This is a genomic window from Cupriavidus necator A5-1 (assembly GCF_000744095.1).
GTDB lineage: Bacteria > Pseudomonadota > Gammaproteobacteria > Burkholderiales > Burkholderiaceae > Cupriavidus > Cupriavidus necator_A.
Map to the genome: position 1 here is coordinate 1,857,862 of NZ_JQLI01000008.1, position 18,149 is coordinate 1,876,010.

15 protein-coding genes and 1 pseudogene are annotated in these 18,149 nt (G+C 67.6%); 3 read left to right on the forward strand and 13 right to left on the reverse strand.

The features are described 5' to 3' along the window. Positions 1–74: 74 nt before the first annotated feature. Positions 75–1,298: a cystathionine beta-lyase gene (locus K307_RS32765; protein ID WP_042885121.1), complete on the forward strand. Its 1,224-nt coding sequence runs from the start codon at positions 75–77 to the stop codon at positions 1,296–1,298. Here the strand turns inward: K307_RS32765 and K307_RS32770 are convergent. The 8 genes from K307_RS32770 to mfd all read right to left on the reverse strand — a co-directional run bounded on the left by K307_RS32770 (position 1,295) and on the right by mfd (position 11,430). Continuing rightward, a complete protein-coding gene (locus tag K307_RS32770; protein ID WP_042885122.1) occupies positions 1,295–1,534 on the reverse strand; it encodes a DUF2789 domain-containing protein in 240 nt (79 codons plus the stop codon). The two genes, K307_RS32765 and K307_RS32770, sit on opposite strands and share 4 nt — an antisense overlap. 117 nt (positions 1,535–1,651) lie before the next feature. Next, on the reverse strand, positions 1,652–3,283 hold the full coding sequence (locus K307_RS32775) for a PepSY-associated TM helix domain-containing protein (RefSeq protein WP_042885124.1): 1,632 nt from the start codon (positions 3,281–3,283) through the stop codon (positions 1,652–1,654). A gap of 10 nt (positions 3,284–3,293) precedes the next feature. Further along, on the reverse strand, positions 3,294–3,614 hold the full coding sequence (locus K307_RS32780; protein WP_042885126.1) for a hypothetical protein: 321 nt from the start codon (positions 3,612–3,614) through the stop codon (positions 3,294–3,296). Further along, positions 3,611–3,898, reverse strand: coding sequence for a hypothetical protein (locus K307_RS32785; RefSeq protein WP_042885128.1), 288 nt, complete (start codon positions 3,896–3,898; stop codon positions 3,611–3,613). The genes K307_RS32780 and K307_RS32785 overlap by 4 nt, the downstream gene beginning before the upstream one ends. 202 nt (positions 3,899–4,100) lie before the next feature. Beyond that, entirely contained in the window at positions 4,101–4,955 is an 855-nt protein-coding gene (gene serB / locus K307_RS32790; protein ID WP_042885130.1) for a phosphoserine phosphatase SerB, read from the reverse strand. Between the two features lie 101 nt (positions 4,956–5,056). Next, on the reverse strand, positions 5,057–6,421 hold the full coding sequence (locus K307_RS32795) for an amidohydrolase (protein WP_042885132.1): 1,365 nt from the start codon (positions 6,419–6,421) through the stop codon (positions 5,057–5,059). Positions 6,422–6,690: 269 nt separating this feature from the next. After that, positions 6,691–7,902 carry an acetylornithine deacetylase gene (argE, locus tag K307_RS32800; RefSeq protein WP_042885134.1) on the reverse strand — a complete coding sequence of 404 codons (1,212 nt, stop codon included), beginning with the start codon at positions 7,900–7,902 and terminating at the stop codon, positions 6,691–6,693. Between the two features lie 78 nt (positions 7,903–7,980). Then, the gene (gene mfd / locus K307_RS32805) at positions 7,981–11,430 is read right to left on the reverse strand and encodes a transcription-repair coupling factor (RefSeq protein WP_042887678.1); all 3,450 of its coding nucleotides are present in this window, start codon (positions 11,428–11,430) and stop codon (positions 7,981–7,983) included. Between the two features lie 159 nt (positions 11,431–11,589). Here mfd and ispD point away from each other — a divergent pair, with 159 nt between their 5' ends. Together ispD and ispF are read left to right on the forward strand one after the other, a co-directional pair. Further along, a complete protein-coding gene (ispD, locus tag K307_RS32810) occupies positions 11,590–12,435 on the forward strand; it encodes a 2-C-methyl-D-erythritol 4-phosphate cytidylyltransferase (RefSeq protein ID WP_155301311.1) in 846 nt (281 codons plus the stop codon). A gap of 4 nt (positions 12,436–12,439) precedes the next feature. Then, entirely contained in the window at positions 12,440–12,949 is a 510-nt protein-coding gene (gene ispF, locus K307_RS32815; RefSeq protein WP_042885135.1) for a 2-C-methyl-D-erythritol 2,4-cyclodiphosphate synthase, read from the forward strand. 31 nt (positions 12,950–12,980) lie between these two features. Here ispF and K307_RS32820 read toward each other — a convergent pair whose 3' ends face one another. The 5 genes and pseudogenes from K307_RS32820 to K307_RS32840 form a co-directional block, all read right to left on the reverse strand. Beyond that, positions 12,981–13,559: a GNAT family N-acetyltransferase gene (locus K307_RS32820; RefSeq protein ID WP_042885136.1), complete on the reverse strand. Its 579-nt coding sequence runs from the start codon at positions 13,557–13,559 to the stop codon at positions 12,981–12,983. 223 nt (positions 13,560–13,782) lie between these two features. Beyond that, entirely contained in the window at positions 13,783–14,304 is a 522-nt protein-coding gene (locus K307_RS32825; protein ID WP_042885137.1) for a carboxymuconolactone decarboxylase family protein, read from the reverse strand. Between the two features lie 109 nt (positions 14,305–14,413). Beyond that, a complete protein-coding gene (locus K307_RS32830) occupies positions 14,414–14,962 on the reverse strand; it encodes a peroxiredoxin (RefSeq protein WP_042885138.1) in 549 nt (182 codons plus the stop codon). Between the two features lie 306 nt (positions 14,963–15,268). Continuing rightward, complete coding sequence (locus K307_RS32835; RefSeq protein ID WP_042887684.1) at positions 15,269–16,558, reverse strand: MFS transporter; 1,290 nt, start codon at positions 16,556–16,558, stop codon at positions 15,269–15,271. Positions 16,559–16,790: 232 nt separating this feature from the next. Next, positions 16,791–18,139 (reverse strand): annotated as a pseudogene (locus tag K307_RS32840) (ATP-binding protein). Between the last annotated feature and the right edge of the window lie 10 nt (positions 18,140–18,149).

Consider the following 18,149-nt stretch of genomic DNA (forward strand, 5'->3'; position numbering starts at 1 on the left):
TCATTGCTGACCGGCCCGCGCGAAGCCCTGGCGGTATTGCGCCGCGGCCGGAAAGCACCAGCAAGGAATCCGCCGTGTCCGATTCGCCATCCGACAAGCCCGCGTCCCGCCCCCATTACCTGCAGACCGTCGCAGTCCAGCCCGAGCTGGAGATCGCGTCCGGCTTTGCCTCATTCTCTCCCGCCACGCATCGCGGCTCGACCGTGGTGTTCCGCAACCTGGCCGAGCTGCGCGCGCAGGGCGACGGCGCCACCACGTACTGGCGCTACGGCCTGCACGCCACCCCGACCAGCGAGGCGCTGTGCCAGCACCTGGCGCTGCTCGAAGGCGCGCGCCACACGCTGCTGCAGCCATCCGGGCTGGCGGCGATCTCGCTGGTGTACTTTGCGCTGCTCAAGAGCGGCGACGATGTGCTGGTGCCACATAACGTCTATGGTCCCAACCGCGACCATGGCGAGTGGCTGGCGCGCGAGTTCGGCGTGAGCGTGCGCTACTACGACCCGATGGACGCTGCCGCCGTCGCCGCGCTGATCCGCCCTAACACGCGCCTGATCTGGCTGGAGTCGCCGGGTTCGGTGACGATGGAAGTGCCCGATACCGTTGCCATCGTGGCTGCAGCCAGGGCGCGCGGCGTGCTGACCGCAATCGACAATACCTGGTCTGGCGGCGTCTATTTCCGTCCGTTCGACAAGGGCATCGATATCTCGGTGCAGGCGCTGACTAAATACCAGTCCGGCGGCAGCGACGTGCTGATGGGCGCGGTGTTGACGTGCGACGACGCGCTGCATGATCGCCTCAGGCGCACCCGCATGCTGATGGGGTGGGGCGTGTCCGCCGACGACTGCCACCTGGTGCTGCGCGGGCTGCCGAGCATGCCGGTGCGCCTCGCCGCCCATGATCGCGCCGCGCGCGAGGTGGCCGAGTGGCTGTGCCAGCGGCCGGAGGTGGCGCGCGTACTGCATCCCGCGCTGCCAGAGTGCCCCGGCCATGCACACTGGCGGCGCGATTTCACCGGCGCCAGCGGCCTATTCGCGATCATCCTGCGCGCACGCTACTCGCGCAAGCAGGTGGATGCCTTTGTCGAGGCGCTGCAGCTGTTCGCGATCGGCTGGTCCTGGGGCGGCGCCCACAGCCTGGCGGTGCCATACCACGTGCCGACCATGCGCCCCGCGGGCACGTGGCCGCCGGCCGGCTGGCAGGACACCGGCGAACTGGTGCGGCTCTATATCGGCCTGGAAGACACGCGCGACCTGATCGCCGACCTGCGCCAGGCGATGGAAACGCAGCTTGCCAGCTAGGTCGGTTGCCGCAGCGCCAGGTTAAGCTGGTCGACCACTTCGGCCCAGTCAGCGTCGTCGAGCAGCTCATCTTCCAGCAGCGCGGCCTGCGCGGGCGTCCAGAAGGGCGCTTCGGCCAGCTCGACATCGTCGGGCAGCGGCGCGTGCGTGCCGATGAAGCTGCGGATGCTGGCCTCATCGGACGGCAGGCCGAGTTGGGCGAATAGTTCGGAAAACTGGTGGAAGGTCGGTTCCATGGCAGTCGGGCTCTCTGTGGTGGGGCTCAGGTAGTGTAGGGCAGCGACCGGCTTGCCGCCGCCCCAAAGACAAAACGGACGCCGCGGCGTCCGTTTTGCATTGCGGTGCTGGTGCGCTCAGGGCGTGTCAGCCCTCGGCATCGCCTTGGCGGCCTGAGTGGCCTGTGCCGCGCGCGGCAGCGCCCACACCGACTCCGCGGGGCCGCTGCGCGCCCGGCGCTGCGTGGCCCGTGCCAGCGCGACAAATCCCGCCGCCAGCGCGCTCCCGCCGAGATCGAAGCCGGCGATGATCCAGTGCCCGCTCGGGATCGAATGCAGCAGATGGTCGCCGGTCAGGATCGCATTCGACAGCGGCACCGTCAGCGAGGCCAGCGCGGCTACGTAGAGCAGCTCGACCGCGGCGCGCACCGGCGGGCGCAGCAGCGCCCACGCGCAGGCAAGGGCGAACACCGTGAAGTACGTGTAGCTGACCGCGCGCCCGGGCCACAGCAGCGCCGCCGGGAAGCACAGCGCCACGCCGATGCAGCAGCCGATGCAGACGCCTACCGTGGCCTGCGCCAGCAGGCGGTGCACGCGCGGCTGCTCGGCCTGGCGCAGCTTGCGTCGCGACTCGATCCACAGCAGGTTGCCCGAATAGAACAGAAACGCGCCGGCCAACCCGGCCAGCAGGTAGACCAACCGCACCGGCAGTTCGCCGAAGGTGCCGAAATGCAGTGCATAGAGCGCGCTGTACAGCCCGTGGTTGCCATCGCGTGCGCCCGCGGTCTGGTTGGCGGTCAGCTGGCCGGCATTGGGTTCGCCGCTGGCAGCATGGATACCGATCGAGCCCAGATTGCCCAGCGCCTGCGTGCTGGTGCCGCGCACCTCGACCACGGCGTTGGCGTCGCCGTAGCGCTGGAAGCGGAACGACTCGGGGGTGAAGCGCTCGCCGCCGTGCTCGCGGGCGATCTTCACCAGCGCCTCGGTCGGCATGGTCGGCACCGCGCGACCGGCCGCCGTGACTTCCGGCACCGCGGTGGTGGCGCGCGGCACCACCTCGAACAGGCGGCCGCCGAAGGTCAGCGTGTTGAACACCATCATCAGCACCAGCGACAGGCAGAACAGCGCGCCTGTGATGGCAAAGATAAGGTGGAAGGGCAGGCTGAACAGGCCCAGCACATTGTGCGTGTCCATCCAGAAGCGCTTCAGGTTGCGCCCCGGGCGCACCGCGAACAGGTCCTTCTTCAGGCGCGGCAGGTGCAGCAGCACGCCCGACACCAGCGCCAGCCCGTACAGCACCGAGATCCCGCCCATGAAGTAGATGCCGCCCACCGGGATGCCGAGCGAGTAGTGCAGGCTGTTCAGGAAGGCCGACAGCTCGCCGATCACCTGGTCGCGCGAGGTGTCGCGCTGCATCGCGGTGTCGCCGGCTAGGCGCGCGTCGGTGGTCATCCGCCACTCGCCGGCCTTGTCCTGCCAGTAGGCCGAGGTATTGGGCTCGCCCTCGGACGGCATGATCACGTAGGCGCTGGCGGCGGCCTCCGGATGGATCGTCACCAGCTTCTGCATGAAGCGGTCGACGGCGGCCGGGTCGGCCTTCGCCTCGACTGGCGTATTGCCCTTGAGCCGCGACGGCGACTGCCACACGTGCAGCTCATGGTGGAACACGGTGACCGCCCCGACAAAGAAGGCGATAAACAGGGCCCAGCCGGCCATCAGGCCGACCCAGGTATGGAGCGTCTGGTACAGGCGCAGGGTTGCAGTTTTCATGACGGCGACCTCAGGTGGTGGGCAGGCCCTGCGCGACCTTCAGCGCCGCCGGCGCCATGCCGGCCAGGCGCAGCGCCCACAGCGCGCCGAAGCAGAGCAGGTTGGCGCCGCCCAGCCACAGCCACGCGGAGGTGCTGGAGCGTAACAGCAGGCTGCAGCTGATGATGGCGACCCACACCGGCAGGCAGGCCACCACGGCCGCCACCAGGCCGGTTTCCCAGCCGCCCGGCAGCCACAGGATCGCCAGCGTGCACAGCGCCACCGCCAGCGGCAGGCCCAGCAGCGTGCCGGCCAGCCATTTGGTGCCCATCGTGGTCGGGTCCGCGCTCATGCCCGTTGCCTCCGCGCCGCCTGGCGCCTGCGCTCGACATAGATGCCGACGAAGGGCCATGCCGACAGGGCGCACGGCACCGTCGCCAGCGTGGCGGCAATGGCGACGGGCCAGCCGTCAGTGATGCTCCACAGCCAGGTGCTCAGGATCACCAGTACCAGGCCGAGCCAGCCCAATACGCGCGGCTGCGCGACTGTGCCGGACGGCATCAGGACCTGGTTGGGCGCGGCCAGGTAGAGGCACGCCGCCGCTGCCTGTCCGAGGAGGACGGCCAGAACTTGCATGAGGGGGATGTGCGCGAATCAAAACAGTAATGGTAATGATTCGCATTTGTATGCGCAAGCGGAATGTGGCGGCGGGCTGGCGGAAACAAAGGTATTCGTCACATCGGAGGGGGCACCCGATGTTGCGAATGGCTGACCGTGCCGGTTGCGCTCCGGCGGCGGCGTGGCGGCTCGCCCCGCAGGGCGAACCTTGCCCGACGGATCAGTGCGGGAACAGTGCCAGCAGACCGTCCAGTCCAACGTGGTTGAAGGCAACGCTGGCCTGTGCTCGCACCACCGGCTTGGCGCGGAAGGCCACCGACAGCCCGGCAACCGCCATCATCTTTAGGTCGTTGGAGCCGTCGCCCATGACGATGGCCTGGTCCGGCGTGGCGCCGATCTGCGCGCAGACTTCCTGCACGGTGCGGGCCTTGACGTCCGCATTGACGATCTCGCCGACCACGTTGCCGGTCAGCTTGCCGTCGACGATTTCCAGCGTATTGGCGCGGGTGACGTCCAGCTTCAGCCGCGCCTTGAGCTGCTCGGTGAAATGCACGAAGCCGCCGGACACCAGCAGCGTGCGCAGGCCCAGCGCCTGCACGGTCTGCAGCATGCGTTCGGCGCCCGGGGACAGGCGCAGGCGTTCTTCATAGACCCGGTCCAGCACGCTGGCGTCGAGGCCCTTGAGCAGCGCCACGCGCCGGCGCAGGCTTTCGTTGAAGTCGGTGATCTCGCCGCGCATGGCGGCTTCGGTGATGGCCGAGACCTCGGCCTTGAGCCCGCAGAAGTCGGCGATCTCGTCGATGCACTCGATCGTGATCAGCGTCGAGTCCATGTCCATCGCCACCAGGCGGAAGTCCGACAGGCGGCGCCCGGCCGGCACCACTGCCCAGTCGATCGCGCGCGGGCCGAAGAAGTCATCCAGCGCATCGCGCAGCGCCGGCGTCAGCGGCCCGCAGTCCTCGGCGGCGGCCACGGTGTCGCTGCGCGGCACCAGTTCGGAGGCGCGGGCCAGCGTGCGGGCGGTGTCGAGGTCGGCGGCGGATAGCGGGGCGGTGCTCTGGAGGATCAGGGGCATGACGGAAGAGGATCGGGCGCTCGCCGCATGGCGGCAAGGCGGGGGCTGCAACGCGGCAAAATTGCTATTGTAGCCCCGCCGGCCCGCGCCGGGCGAGCCGCTCAGCGCTGCGCCATCACCATGTAGTCCACCGTCAGGTTGGACAGCGCGCGCACGCCGTTGATCAGCGCCGGCTCGTCCACATAGAACTCTGGCGAGTGGTTGGACGGCGCCTTGTTCACATCCTGCCCCTTGGGCGTCACGCCGAGGTTGAAGAACAGCCCCGGCACCTTTTCCTGGTAGAACGAGAAGTCCTCGGAGGCGGTGGCCTTGGGTGTGATCATCCAGTTGCCGTCGCCGGCCACGCGCTGCAGCGTTGGCGCCATCTTGTCGGTCAGCGCCGGCTGGTTAATGGTGGCGTTGTAGAGCTCGACCACGCGGAAGTTGGCCTCGGCGCCGGCGCTGCTGGCGATGGCCTCGGTGGTGCGCTTCATGCGGGCATGGATGTCCTTCTTCATGCCTTCGTCATAGGTGCGCACCGTGCCCATCATCTCGACCTTCTCCGGCACGATGTTCATGCGGTTGCCACCGTGGATGGTGCCCACGGTGATCACCGACGGCTCCAGCATGGCATTGACCTGGCGGCTCTGGATGGTCTGCAGGCCCATCACGATCTGCGACGCGACCACGATCGGGTCGATCCCGCCCCACGGCCGCGCGCCATGCGTCTGGCGGCCCTTGACGTCGATCCAGAACTGGTCGGCCGCGGCCATCGAGGCGCCGCTGCGCCAGCCGAGCTTGCCGGATTCGATGCCGCTGGTGACGTGCAGCCCGAAGATGGCGTCGACCTTCGGGTTGTCCAGCACGCCTTCGGACACCATCTGCTTGGCGCCCCACGTGTTGGACCCGTTGGGCTCGAAGTCGGCCGGGCTTTCCTCGGCGGGCTGGAAGATAAATTTCACCGTGCCCGGCAACTGGTCCTTCATGCCGGCCAGCACTTCGGCGGTCGCCATGAGAATCGCCACGTGCGTGTCATGGCCGCACGCGTGCATCACGTCCACTTCCTTGCCCAGGTACTGGCCCTTGGCCTTGGACGCGAACGGTACGTCCACGCGTTCCTTGACCGGCAGCGCATCCATGTCGGCGCGCAGCGCCACCACCGGGCCCGGCTTGCCGCCCTTGAGCACGCCCACCACGCCGGTCTTGGCCACGCCCGTCTTCACTTCCATGCCGAGCTTGCGCAGGTGGTCGGCCACCAGTTTGGCGGTGCGGGTCTCGTAGTTGCCGAGTTCCGGGTGCTGGTGGATATCGCGGCGCCAGGCGATCAGCTGGGCTTCGACGGCCTTGGCGCGGGTTTCGATCTGGGCGTGCAGGGCGTCGGCGCCGGCGGGGGCGGCTTGCGCCTGGGCCTGCGCGGTGTTGCAGAGCAGGCCGGTGGCGAGCGCCAGGCCGGCGAGGGCAAAGCGGGTGGTGGAACGGACAGCCATGCAGGATCTCCTTCGTTGTTGTTGGTCTGATGCTGGCGGGGGTGGTGGCACGCAGATGCAGCGTGCCGTAAAAAGCTGTCTGCTTGCGCCCCTCTCCCATTTATGGGGAGGGCAGGCGTCTGAAGATGCCACGGCGCGTTGGCGATGCCATGGAGGATGACGGGCAGCAGGTCATGCTTAGCGTATGCAGTTCTGCCGGCGCCTGCCCTCTCCCCCGGCCCCTCTCCCGCAAGCGGGAGAGGGGAGCAACGCGGGGTCAATGAATTCCGTCAGCTCACGCGCAGGCTGTCGACCACCTTGTGCAGGAAGGCCTCGCACTCCGCGAGCTGCTCGAGCGCGACGAACTCGTCAGGCTTGTGCGCCTGCTGGATATCGCCGGGGCCGCATACCACGGCCGGAATGCCGGCGCGCTGGAACAGCCCGGCTTCGGTGCCATAGGCCACCTTGTTGGTATCACGATCAGCCGTCAGCGCCCGCACCAGCTGCGTGATCGCAGCCTGCTCGGCCACGTCCAGCGACGGCGCGGCGGCGATCTTGCTCAGCGTCAGGTCGGCATCGGCATGCTCGGCGCGCATCTTCGGCAGCAGCACGTCATTGGCATACGCATGGACGCGCGCGTAGATCGCTTCCGGATCCACTCCAGGCAGGTTGCGGAACTCGAACACGAACTCGCACAGCGCCGGGATGGTGTTCAGCGCGATGCCGCCCTGGATGGTGCCGGTCTGCGCGGTGGTGTAGGGCACGTCGAAGGCCTGGTCGTACGGACCGTTGGCCTTGAATTCATCGGCGATATCGCGGATGAAGCAGATCAGGCGCGCGGCATATTCGATTGCATTGACGCCACGCGGCGTCAGCGACGAGTGCGCGGCCTGGCCTTTGACACAGCAGCGATAGGCGTTGATGCCCTTGTGCGCGACGATCACGCGCATGCTGGTCGGCTCGCCGACGATGCAGCCACCGGGCGTCACGCCGCGGTCGCGCAGCTCGGCCAGCAAATAGGGCGCGCCCATGCAGCCGATCTCTTCGTCGAAGGAAAGCGCGTAGTGCACCGGCTCGCGCAGGTTCGCGTCGAGGATGGCGGGCAGCAGCGACAGGCTGGTACCGATAAAACCCTTCATGTCGCAGGTGCCGCGGCCATACAGCTTGCCGTCGCGGATCACCGCCTTGAACGGGTCGGTGGTCCAGTCCTGCCCGTCGACCGGCACCACGTCGGTGTGGCCCGACAGCACGATGCCGCCGTTGGTATCGCCGTTGGCGGCGGGCACGGTGACGAACAGGTTGGCCTTGTCCTGCTGCGGGTTGTAGCTCAGATGCGGCTTCAGCCCTTTAGCCAGGAAATGATCGCGCACGGACTCGATCAGGCCCAGGTTGGAATGGCGGCTGGTGGTGTCATACGCGACCAGCCGCTGGGTCCATTCGAGCGCGCTGCCGCGCTTGGGTTCGGAGGCGGTCTGGCGGGCGGGGGCGGCTTGAGCGTGCATGGGGGCGCTATCACTAACCTGTTAAGGATTTGATGCTACACCCGGGCGGGCGCAGAGTCCATGCGCCCGCCGCCATCCTTACGCGAGTTGCCGCAACGTATGCTTGATCGTCTGCGCGCGCACCGCCACGTCCGGCATCTTGGCCTCGATGCGCAGCTTGTCCTGCCCGGCCAGCTTGATATGGCGGTTCTTCTGCACCAGGTCGATGATGCGCATCGCATCCACCGGCGGATTCGGCACGAACTGCACGCTGATGGTGGCCTCGCTCGCATCGATCTTGCGCACGCCCAGCGGCGCCGCGGCGATGCGCAAGCGGTGCGTTTCCACCAGCGCCTGCGCCTGTGCCGGCAGGCGGCCGAAGCGGTCGATCAGCTCTTCCTGGATATCGTCCACGCGCTCGGCGGTCTCGCAGTTGGCCAGTCGCTTGTACAGCGACAGCCGCTCGTGCACGTCGGCGCAGTAGTCGTTGGGCAGCAGCGCCGGCGTGCCGAGGTTGATCTCGGTGGTGGCCGCCAGCGGTGCCATCAGGTCGGGCTCCTTGCCGGCCTTCAGCGCCTTGACCGCGGTGTTGAGCATGTCGGTGTAGAGCTGGAAGCCGATCTCATGGATCTCGCCCGACTGCTTGTCGCCCAGCACTTCGCCGGCGCCACGGATCTCCAGGTCGTGCATGGCCAGGTAGAAGCCCGAGCCCAGCTCTTCCATCTGCTGGATCGCTTCAAGCCGGCGCTGCGCCTGCTTGGTCAGGCCGTCGACGTCATGCACCAGCAGGTAGGCATAGGCCTGGTGGTGCGAGCGCCCGACCCGGCCGCGCAGCTGGTGCAGTTGGGCCAGCCCGAACTTGTCGGAGCGGTGGATTAGGATGGTGTTGGCGGTCGGCACGTCGATGCCGGTCTCGATGATGGTGGTGCACAGCAGGATGTTGTCGCGGCGCGAGACGAAGTCGCGCATCACGCGTTCCAGCTCGCGCTCGTGCATCTGGCCGTGCGCGACTGCAATGCGCGCCTCCGGCACCAGTTCGGTCAGCTTGGCGCGCTTGTTCTCGATGGTCTCGACCTCGTTGTGCAGGAAGTAGACCTGGCCGCCGCGCTTGAGCTCGCGCAGGATGGCCTCGCGGATCACGCCGTCTTCCTCGCGCCGCACGAAGGTCTTGATCGCCAGGCGCTTCTGCGGCGCGGTGGCGATCACCGAGAAGTCGCGCAGGCCTTCCAGCGCCATGCCCAGCGTGCGCGGAATCGGCGTGGCGGTCAGCGTCAGCACGTCGACCTCGGCGCGCAGCGACTTCAGCGCTTCCTTCTGGCGCACGCCGAAGCGGTGTTCTTCGTCGATGATGACCAGCCCCAGGCGCTGGAACTTGACCTGGTCGGACAATATCTTGTGTGTGCCGATGACGATGTCGACGGTGCCTTCGTTGATCTGCTTGATGGCGGCGTCGATTTCCTTCTTGGTCTTGAAGCGCGACAACTCGACGATGCGCACCGGCCATTCGGCAAAGCGGTCCGACAGCGTCTGGAAATGCTGCTCGGCCAGCAGCGTCGTCGGCGCCAGCATCGCCACCTGCTTGCCGCCCAGCACCGCGACAAAGGCGGCGCGCAGCGCCACCTCGGTCTTGCCGAAGCCGACGTCGCCGCACACGAGCCGGTCCATCGGCTTGCCCGAGGTCATGTCGGCGATCACCGCGGCGATGGCGGCGGCCTGGTCCGGCGTTTCCTCGAAGCCGAAGCTCTCGGCAAAGGTCTCGTAGTCCTTGGGCGAGAGCGGGAAGGCAAAGCCTTCGCGCGCGGCGCGGCGCGCGTACAGGTTCAGCAGCTCGGCGGCGGTGTCGCGGATCTGCTGCGCGGCCTTGCGCTTGGCCTTGTCCCACTGGCCCGAGCCCAGGTGGTGCAGCGGCGCGGTATCCGGGTCGGCGCCGGAGTAGCGCGAGATCACGTGCAGCTGGTGCACCGGCACGTACAGCTTGCTGCCCTTGTCGTAATCCAGATGCAGGAATTCCTCGTCGCCCTGGCCCATGTCCAGCGTGACCAGGCCCTGGTAGCGGCCGATGCCATGCTCGCTGTGCACCACCGGGTCGCCGATCTTCAGCTCGGCCAGGTCGCGCACCATCGAGTCGACGGCGGTGGCTTGTTCCTGCTTGCGGCGGCCGGCGCGGCGCGCGGTGCCGGCGTACAGCTCGGCCTCGGTGACAAAGGCGAGCTGTCCCTGCGGCAGCGCGAAGCCGCTTTGCAGCGGCGCCACCGCGATCGAGAAATGCGCTTCGCCTGCGAGGAACGCAGCAAAGTCGTCCACCGGCAGCGGGCGCAGGCCGCTTTCGGCAAAGAGCTGCAGCAGGGTTTCGCGCCGGCCGGCGGAATCCGCGCACATCAGCACGCGCGTCTGCTTGTCGAGCAGCAGGGCTTCGAGGTTGACCAGCGGGTCGTCGGCGCGCCGGTTGACCGAGACATCGGGCAGCAGGGCGGAGAAAGCCGGCTGGTCCGCCGCGGGCTCTGGCTGCAGCACCACCCGCGCCATCGGCTTGGCGGCGACGAAGAACTGTTCCTCGGACAGGAACAGGTCCGCCGGCGGCAGCAGCGGGCGCTCGCGGTCGTGCCGCATGAAGTTGTAGCGCTGCGTGGTGTCGGCCCAGAAACGGCGCACGGCCTCGTCGACATTGCCGGCAAAGGCGAGTTGCGTGTCAGTGGGCAGGTAGTCGAACACCGTCGCACTCTGCTCGAAGAACAGCGGCAGGTAGTACTCGATGCCGGCCGACGGCACGCCATTGCCGATGTCCTTGTAGATCGGCGACTTGGTCGGGTCGCCCTCGAACACCTCGCGCCAGCGGCCGCGGAAGGCGGTGCGCGCGGCTTCGTCGAGCGGGAATTCCCGGCCCGGCAGCAGGCGCACTTCCTTGACCGGGTAGAGGCTGCGCTGCGTGTCGGGATCGAAGGCGCGGATGGTCTCGACCTCGTCGCCGAACAGGTCGATCCGGTACGGCAGCGCCGAGCCCATCGGGTACAGGTCGATCAGGCCGCCGCGCACGCTGTATTCGCCGGGACGCATCACCGCGCTGACGTGCTCGTAGCCGGCCAGCGTGAACTGGGCCTTGAGCGCCGCTTCGTCGAGTCGCTCGCCCTGCTTGAAGAAGAAGGTGTAGGCCGCCAGGAACGCGGGCGGGGCGAGCCGGTACAGCGCGGTGGTGGCCGGCACCAGCATCACGTCGCATTGCCCGGTCTGGATGTCGTGCAGCGTGGCCAGGCGCTCGGACACCAGGTCCTGGTGCGGCGAGAAGCTGTCGTACGGCAGGGTTTCCCAGTCGGGTAGCAGGCGCACGCGCAGTTCCGGCGCAAACCAGGGGATTTCCTCGGCCAGGCGCTGGGCGTCGACGGCGTGGGAGCACACCACCGCCAGCATCGGCACGCGCTCGCGGTGCTGCCGCGCGTAGGCGGCCAGCGCCAGCGCATCGGCCGAGCCGCGCAGGCCGGCGACGCTGTGGCGCAGGCCGGGCTTGACCAGCGGCAGGTTGACGAAGGGTAAGGTGGGCGTGGCGTCAGGCATGTCGGCAGCGTGCATTCAAAACGACGAAACCCCGCCGGCATTGCGGGCGGGGGTCGTGACAGGGTATGGCAAGGGTACAGCATGCGCGGGGGCGCCACCCGTTGCACGCGCCGCGGCAAGTTGGCGCGGCATGGCGACGGGCAAGGGCCGTATTATAGAATGCGCACCGGTTGCCCCGCTGGCCGCATTGGCCAGCAGGCGCCCGCGCCTCTTTCACTCCATGCCGATGCCGTGTCCGCTCGCCGCTTTGCCCTGATTCCCTGTGCCGGTACCGGCAGCCGCGCCGGCGGCGCCGTCCCCAAGCAATACCAGACCGTGGCCGGCCGGCCGATGATCTGGTACGCGCTGGCGGCATTCTCGGCGTGCGACGCCATCAATGCCACCGCGCTGGTGCTGGCGCCCGACGACATGCCGCTGGAATCGCGCTTCGGCGCTGCCGCCTTTGCCGGGCTGCGCTTCGATACCGCCTTTGTCGGCGGCGATACGCGCCATGCCTCGGTGCTGGCGGGCCTGCATCACCTGGCCCAGCTCGGCGCGACCGACTCCGACTGGGTGCTGGTCCACGACGCGGCGCGCCCGGGCCTGACCCCGGCGATGATCCACGCGCTGGTGCGCGCGGTGGAAAGCGACGGCGATGACGATCCGGATGCGGCCATCGGCGGCATCCTGGCGGTGCCGGTGCCCGATACGCTCAAGCGCGCGCAGGGCGATGCCCGCATCGGTACCACCGTGTCGCGCGAAGGGCTGTGGCAGGCGCAGACCCCGCAGATGTTCCGCCTGGGCGTGCTGCGCCAGGCGCTGCAGGACGCGCTGGCGGCCGGCGCGGTGGTGACCGACGAAGCCAGCGCGATCGAGCGCCTGGGGCTGCATCCGCGGCTGGTCAACGGCTCGCTGCGCAATTTCAAGGTGACTTACCCGGAGGACTTCGCACTGGCCGAAGTGCTGCTGGGCGATGATGGCAAGGGCGCCGCGCCCTGGCCGCACACAATGCGTAAGGGAGCGTAATCGCATGATGCCTTTCGATATCCGGGTGGGACAGGGCTATGACGTCCACGCGCTGGTGCCCGGCCGCAAGCTGATCCTGGGCGGCGTGGAGATCCCGCACGACCGCGGGCTGCTAGGCCATTCCGATGCCGATGCGCTGCTGCACGCGGTCACTGACGCGCTCTTCGGCGCGGCCGCGCTGGGCGATATCGGCCGCCATTTTCCCGACACCGACGCGCAGTTCGCCGGCGCCGACAGCCGCGTGTTGCTGCGCGAGGCGGCGCGCCGCGTGCGCGCGGCGGGCTATGAAATCGGCAATGTCGATGCCACGGTCATCGCGCAGGCGCCCAAGCTGGCGCCGCATATCGGCGCGATGGTGGCCAACCTGGCTGAAGATCTGGGCCTGGCGCCGGTGCGCTGCAACGTCAAGGCCAAGACCAACGAGAAACTCGGCTTCGAGGGCCGCCAGGAAGGCATCGTGGCGCAGGCCACGGTACTGATCTGGCGTGCGTCGGTGACCGGCGTGCAGGACTGAGCGGCGCTGCCGCTCGCGGCTTGCGGCTTGCTTAGGGCCGCGGTGCGCTGTCTGGCGCCGGCGCGCTTTCCGGCGTGATGGCGTAGGTGTAGTCGATTAGGCGGGCCATGGCGCCGGTGCGCGCGCCGGCCTCGGTTCGCTTGGTAAAGCCCATCTGCAGGCACAGCCGGTTGGCCGAGGCCATTTCCGGCATGGTGCGCACCAGCAGCGTGGGCGAGCCGATATCGCGCGCGCGCTGGATGCAGATCTGCATCAGCGTGCGCCCCAGCCCCATGCCGCGCGCCTGCGGGCTGACCGACAGCAGCCGCGCTTCGGGCTGGGTCAGCGTGATGGTGCTGCCGTCCAGCGCCGGCAGCGTGGCCCCAGGATGGCAGAACAGCACGGCGCCCATGATGCCGTGATCGGTCTCCGCCACCCACCACTCCATATCCGGGTTGCTGGTCGCCAGCACCGCCTGCATGCCGCGCTGGAACGATGCGCGGCAGTCTTCCATGATGTCCAGCTCGTACTGGCCATAGGCCTGTTGGGTGACCGCGGCGATATCGCCCCAGTCGTGCACCGCAGCCAGGCGGTAATGGAAGCGCGGGGAAGTCGGGGAAGGCAGGGTCATGGCAGGCTTGGAGTGCGTATCCTGCCTTGGATTGTAGGCTGATCGCCGCGCAAGTGCAGCGTTGTGGCGCTGCTGGTTGCGGGATGGGTTGCGGGATGGGAACAGCCGGCAATTTCCACTGGGAAGCTGCCGGCTGCTGTGCTACGGGGCCGCGGGAAGGGCGGCCCAGGGGGCGCGGGGGCGCGCTGGAGACTGCGTGGAACTGCTTAATGCCAGCTTAAGCTCACTGCGCAGCGATCACGTTGGCAGCCGCCACGATCACCGCGGCGATGCGGCCCACGTCGCGCAGCTGCTGTGCGGTCATGCCCTGTTCGTTCTTCAGCAGCTGGTAGTGCGATTTCACGCAGAAATGGCACTTGCCCACGATCGAGGCGGCCAGCGCGTACATCTCGAAACGTCGCTTGTCGACGCCGCCGTGGGTGGCGTAGGCGTTCATGCGCAGGCCGGCCGGCTGGGTCGCCAGGTCCGGATCGTCGGCCATTTCGACGTACGGGTACCAGGTGTTGTTCATGCCCATCAGCGCGGCCGCGGTCAGCGCAGCGTTGGTTTCCTCGGGCGAGAGCACGCCGGCATTGCGGATGGCATCCACCAGCACCTTGCTCTGCGCCGCGAATGCTGCCGCCAGCGCCACGCCCACCGCATCGTTGCCTTCCAGCGAAGAGCGCGCGATGGTGCCGTCCACGTTCAGGCGGATGTCCTTGGCGAAATCGGGGATGCAATTCTTAATCGTGCTGAGGAATTCCATTTAATTCTCCTATCGATCGGGGCTCAAAAAACCCGCAACAGGCGGGTTTTGAAGCGGAGGGCGGGGCCCTCCGCGGATCGCCACGGTGTCTGGCGAAGAACTGCAAAAATTACAGCGTGGCGCCACCAACGGCACGGTTGCACGGGCACAGCTCGTCCGTTTGCAGGCCGTCCAGGATACGCAGGACTTCGTCCGGGTTGCGGCCCACGTTCAGGTTGTTCACCGAGACGTGCTGGATCACGTTGTCCGGGTCGACGATGAAGGTCGCTCGCAGGGCAACGCCGGCAGCCTGGTCACGCACGCCCAGCTGGTCGATCAGCGAGCCGGTCACGTCGGCGAATTGCCACTGGTCCAGCTTGTTCAGGTCCTTGTGTTCGCGACGCCATGCCAGCTTCACGAATTCGTTGTCGGTCGAGCCGCCCAGCACGATCGCGTCGCGGTCGGCGAAGTCGCCGTTCAGCTTGGCGAAGGCCACGATTTCGGTCGGGCACACGAAGGTGAAGTCCTTCGGGTAGAAGTAGATGACCTTCCACTTGCCTTCGAACGACTTTTCGGTGATGTCTTCAAAAGCCGACTGGCCGTTCTCTTCGTGATTGTTGAAACCCGGCTTGACACCGACGACGTGGAAGGCTTCGAGCTTGTCACCAACGGTCTTCATAGACTTCTCCTGATACGGTTGCAATGAGAGCGATGCTGCTGCACTGCCGGCGTGGGACCGGTACTACATTTTTGCTGCAGTGCACCGCGACAAAACGTGATTATGCGTCATCATCCGGCACCGGGCTAATTGATATTCTCAAACAGCCCGATAGGCAAAGCATGTGACGCATGGGAGCAAAGCCCGGCATGAGCAGCCGCGCGGCATCGGACGGCTGGCGTCGATGCGGAAGGGCAAGTATGCCATGCGCGATGGGCCCGCACATGGCAACTTGGTGACGATTGCCGAGACTTCAACCCAGCGCATTCACGCCGGATGCATCACAGGCCCGGCACGGCGCGCGCGGAAGATCACCAGCGTGGCGACCAGCCCGCACATCGCGGCGAACATCAGCCACAGCCCCGGCGCGGCCTTGTTGCCGGTGGCATGGATCAGGTAGGTGGAAATCGCCGGCGTGAAGCCGCCGAACAGCGCGGTGGCCAGGCTGTACGCCAGCGAAAAGCCGGCGGTGCGCACCGCGGGCGGCATGATCTCGGTCAGCGCCACCACCATCGCGCCGTTGTAGCTGCCGTACAGGAACGACAGCCACAGCTCCACCATCAGCAGGCGCGAGAACGACGGCGCGGCCACCAGCCACGACACCGCCGGATACGCGGTCAGCAGCGTCGCCACCGTGAAGAGCACCAGCAGCGGCTTGCGCCCGATGCGGTCCGACAGCGCGCCCATCAGCGGCAGCCAGATGAAGTTGGACAGGCCCACGCACATGGTGACGATGAGGTTGTCGACATCGTCCAGCTTCAGCACGGTCTTGCCGAAGGTCGGCGTGTACGCGGTGATCATGTAGAACGACACCGTGGTCATCACCACCATCATGCAGCCTGCCACGATGATGCGCCAGTTCTCCAGCATCGAGCGGTAGATCTCGCCGATCTCGGGACGATGCTTGCGCGTCTTGAAGGCCTCGGTCTCTTCCAGCGAACGGCGAATCAGGAACAGGAACGGCACGATCAGGCAGCCGACCAGGAACGGGATGCGCCAGCCCCATTCATCCATCTGCGCCGGCGCCAGCGTCGCATGCAGGATCACGCCGAGCAGCCCGGCGAAGATCACCGCGACCTGCTGGCTGCCGGACTGCCACGCCACGTAGAATCCCTTGCGGCCGGGCTTGGCGATCTCGGACAGGTAGACCGACACGCCGCCCAGTTCCACGCCCGCCGAGAAGCCCTGCAGCAGGCGCCCGGCCAGCACCAGCAGCGGCGCGGCCACGCCGATGGTGGCATAGCCCGGCACGCAGGCAATCAGCAGCGTGCCCAGCGCCATCAGCACCAGCGTCATAATCAGGCCCTTGCGGCGGCCGTGGCGGTCGATATACGCGCCCAACACGATCGCGCCCAGCGGCCGCATCAGGAAGCCCGCGCCAAAGGTGGCGAGCGACAGCATCAGCGAGGCAAACTCGCTGCCGCTCGGGAAGAACGTCCTGGCGATGGCGGCGGCGTAGAAGCCGTACACCATGAAGTCATACATTTCGAGGAAATTGCCGCTGACGACGCGGAACACGGTGCGGAACCCGTGCTGCGAACCGGAGGTATCTGACATGGCTGTCTCGCGTGCGCCGCCGGTGGGGCCCGGCGGCATGATTGTTCGGAGAAGTCAGCCAGCCACGCTGTGTGAAGACGCCATGCAAAGGGAGCATGCCGCGGGCAGGCTGACGGGCGCCAGTGTGCGCCGCCAGCCTGTCATCACCCTGTCAAATGCCTTTCAGAAGCCTATCAACGCCTGTAGAAAACCTGTCAATGCGCCGCCGCATCCACCGCGGCGGCGCCGCAGGTCACGCGCGCCGGAAGCAGGCGCTGACCACCAGGCCCGTCGCCGGCAAAGCACGGTTGGCCAGCACCAGCCGCCCGCCATTGCGCTGCATGATGCGGTTGACAATGGACATGCCCAGCCCCGCGCCCTTGGCCTCGCTGCGCGAGCTGTCGAGCCGGTAGAACGGCCGCGTCAGCAGCGACAGCTGGCCGTCGGGCACGCCGTTGCCGTGGTCGGCCACGGTCAGCACCGCCTCCTTGTCGTCCACGCGCGTGGAGATCTCCACCACGGCCATGCCGCTCTGTTCGTCCTTGGCATAGCGGCGCGCGTTCTCGACCAGGTTGTCGAGAATGCGCTGCACTTCCATGCGGTTGGCCACGGCCATCACCGGCTCGTTGGCGCGCACATGCACGCGCACATCGTCGTGCGCGGCGTAGACGCCCACGGCATCGTGGACCAGCGCCGACAGGTCCACCGGCTCGACGGTCTCCAGCGGCGGCCGCGCGTAGTTGAGGAACTGGCCGATGATCGCGTCCATCTGCTCGATGTCGGCAATCATGGCATCGCGCGTGACGGTGTCCATTGGCGACATCTCGGTTTCCAGGCGCAGCCGCGTCAGCGGCGTGCGCAGGTCGTGCGAGATGCCGGCCAGCATCACCACGCGGTCGTCGTCGAGCTGGCGCAGGTCGCGCACCATCTGGTTGAAGCTGTGATTGGCCAGCGCCACTTCGCTGGCGCCGCGCTCGGGCAGGGGGGCGGGTCGCCGCCGGCGCCGATGGCGCGCGCGGCGTTGGCCAGGCGCTTGAGCGGGTAGTTGACGCGCGCGGTAATAAAGGCCGCGCCGATGATCGACAGCAGCAGCGCGGCGATACTCCACCACAGCCACTGGATGCCGGGCACGCGCTCGAAGCGCTCGGGGCTGATCGCGACCCAGTAGTCGTCGCCCTCGATCTCGAAGCTGACCCACACGCCGGGGATGTCGTTGACGGTGGTGGCCAGCACCGTGTCCTCGCCCAGCCGGCCGCGGATCTCCTGCTGCACCAGCGTGGTCAGGAAGGGGTTGGCGGTGGGGGCGGCGAAGTCGTCGTCCTTCTCGCGCGGATAGACCTTGATGCCTTCGTTCTGCACCAGGTCGAGCAGCAGGAAGCGGCGCCGCGCGGGGTCCGAGTAGAGCAGAGCGGCCCGCGTCAGCTTGACCACGCTGACCACCTGCATGGCGATCTGCTGGGCGCGCGGGGCGCGTTCGAACAGCCGGTAGCTCTGGAACCAGATGCCCAGCGAAATCGCCAGCAACAGGGCGATAAGCATGAAGGTTCGCCAGAACAGCGAACCAAAGAACCGCGTTGCGGTTCTACCGATAACGGTCGCCACGATAGGAACA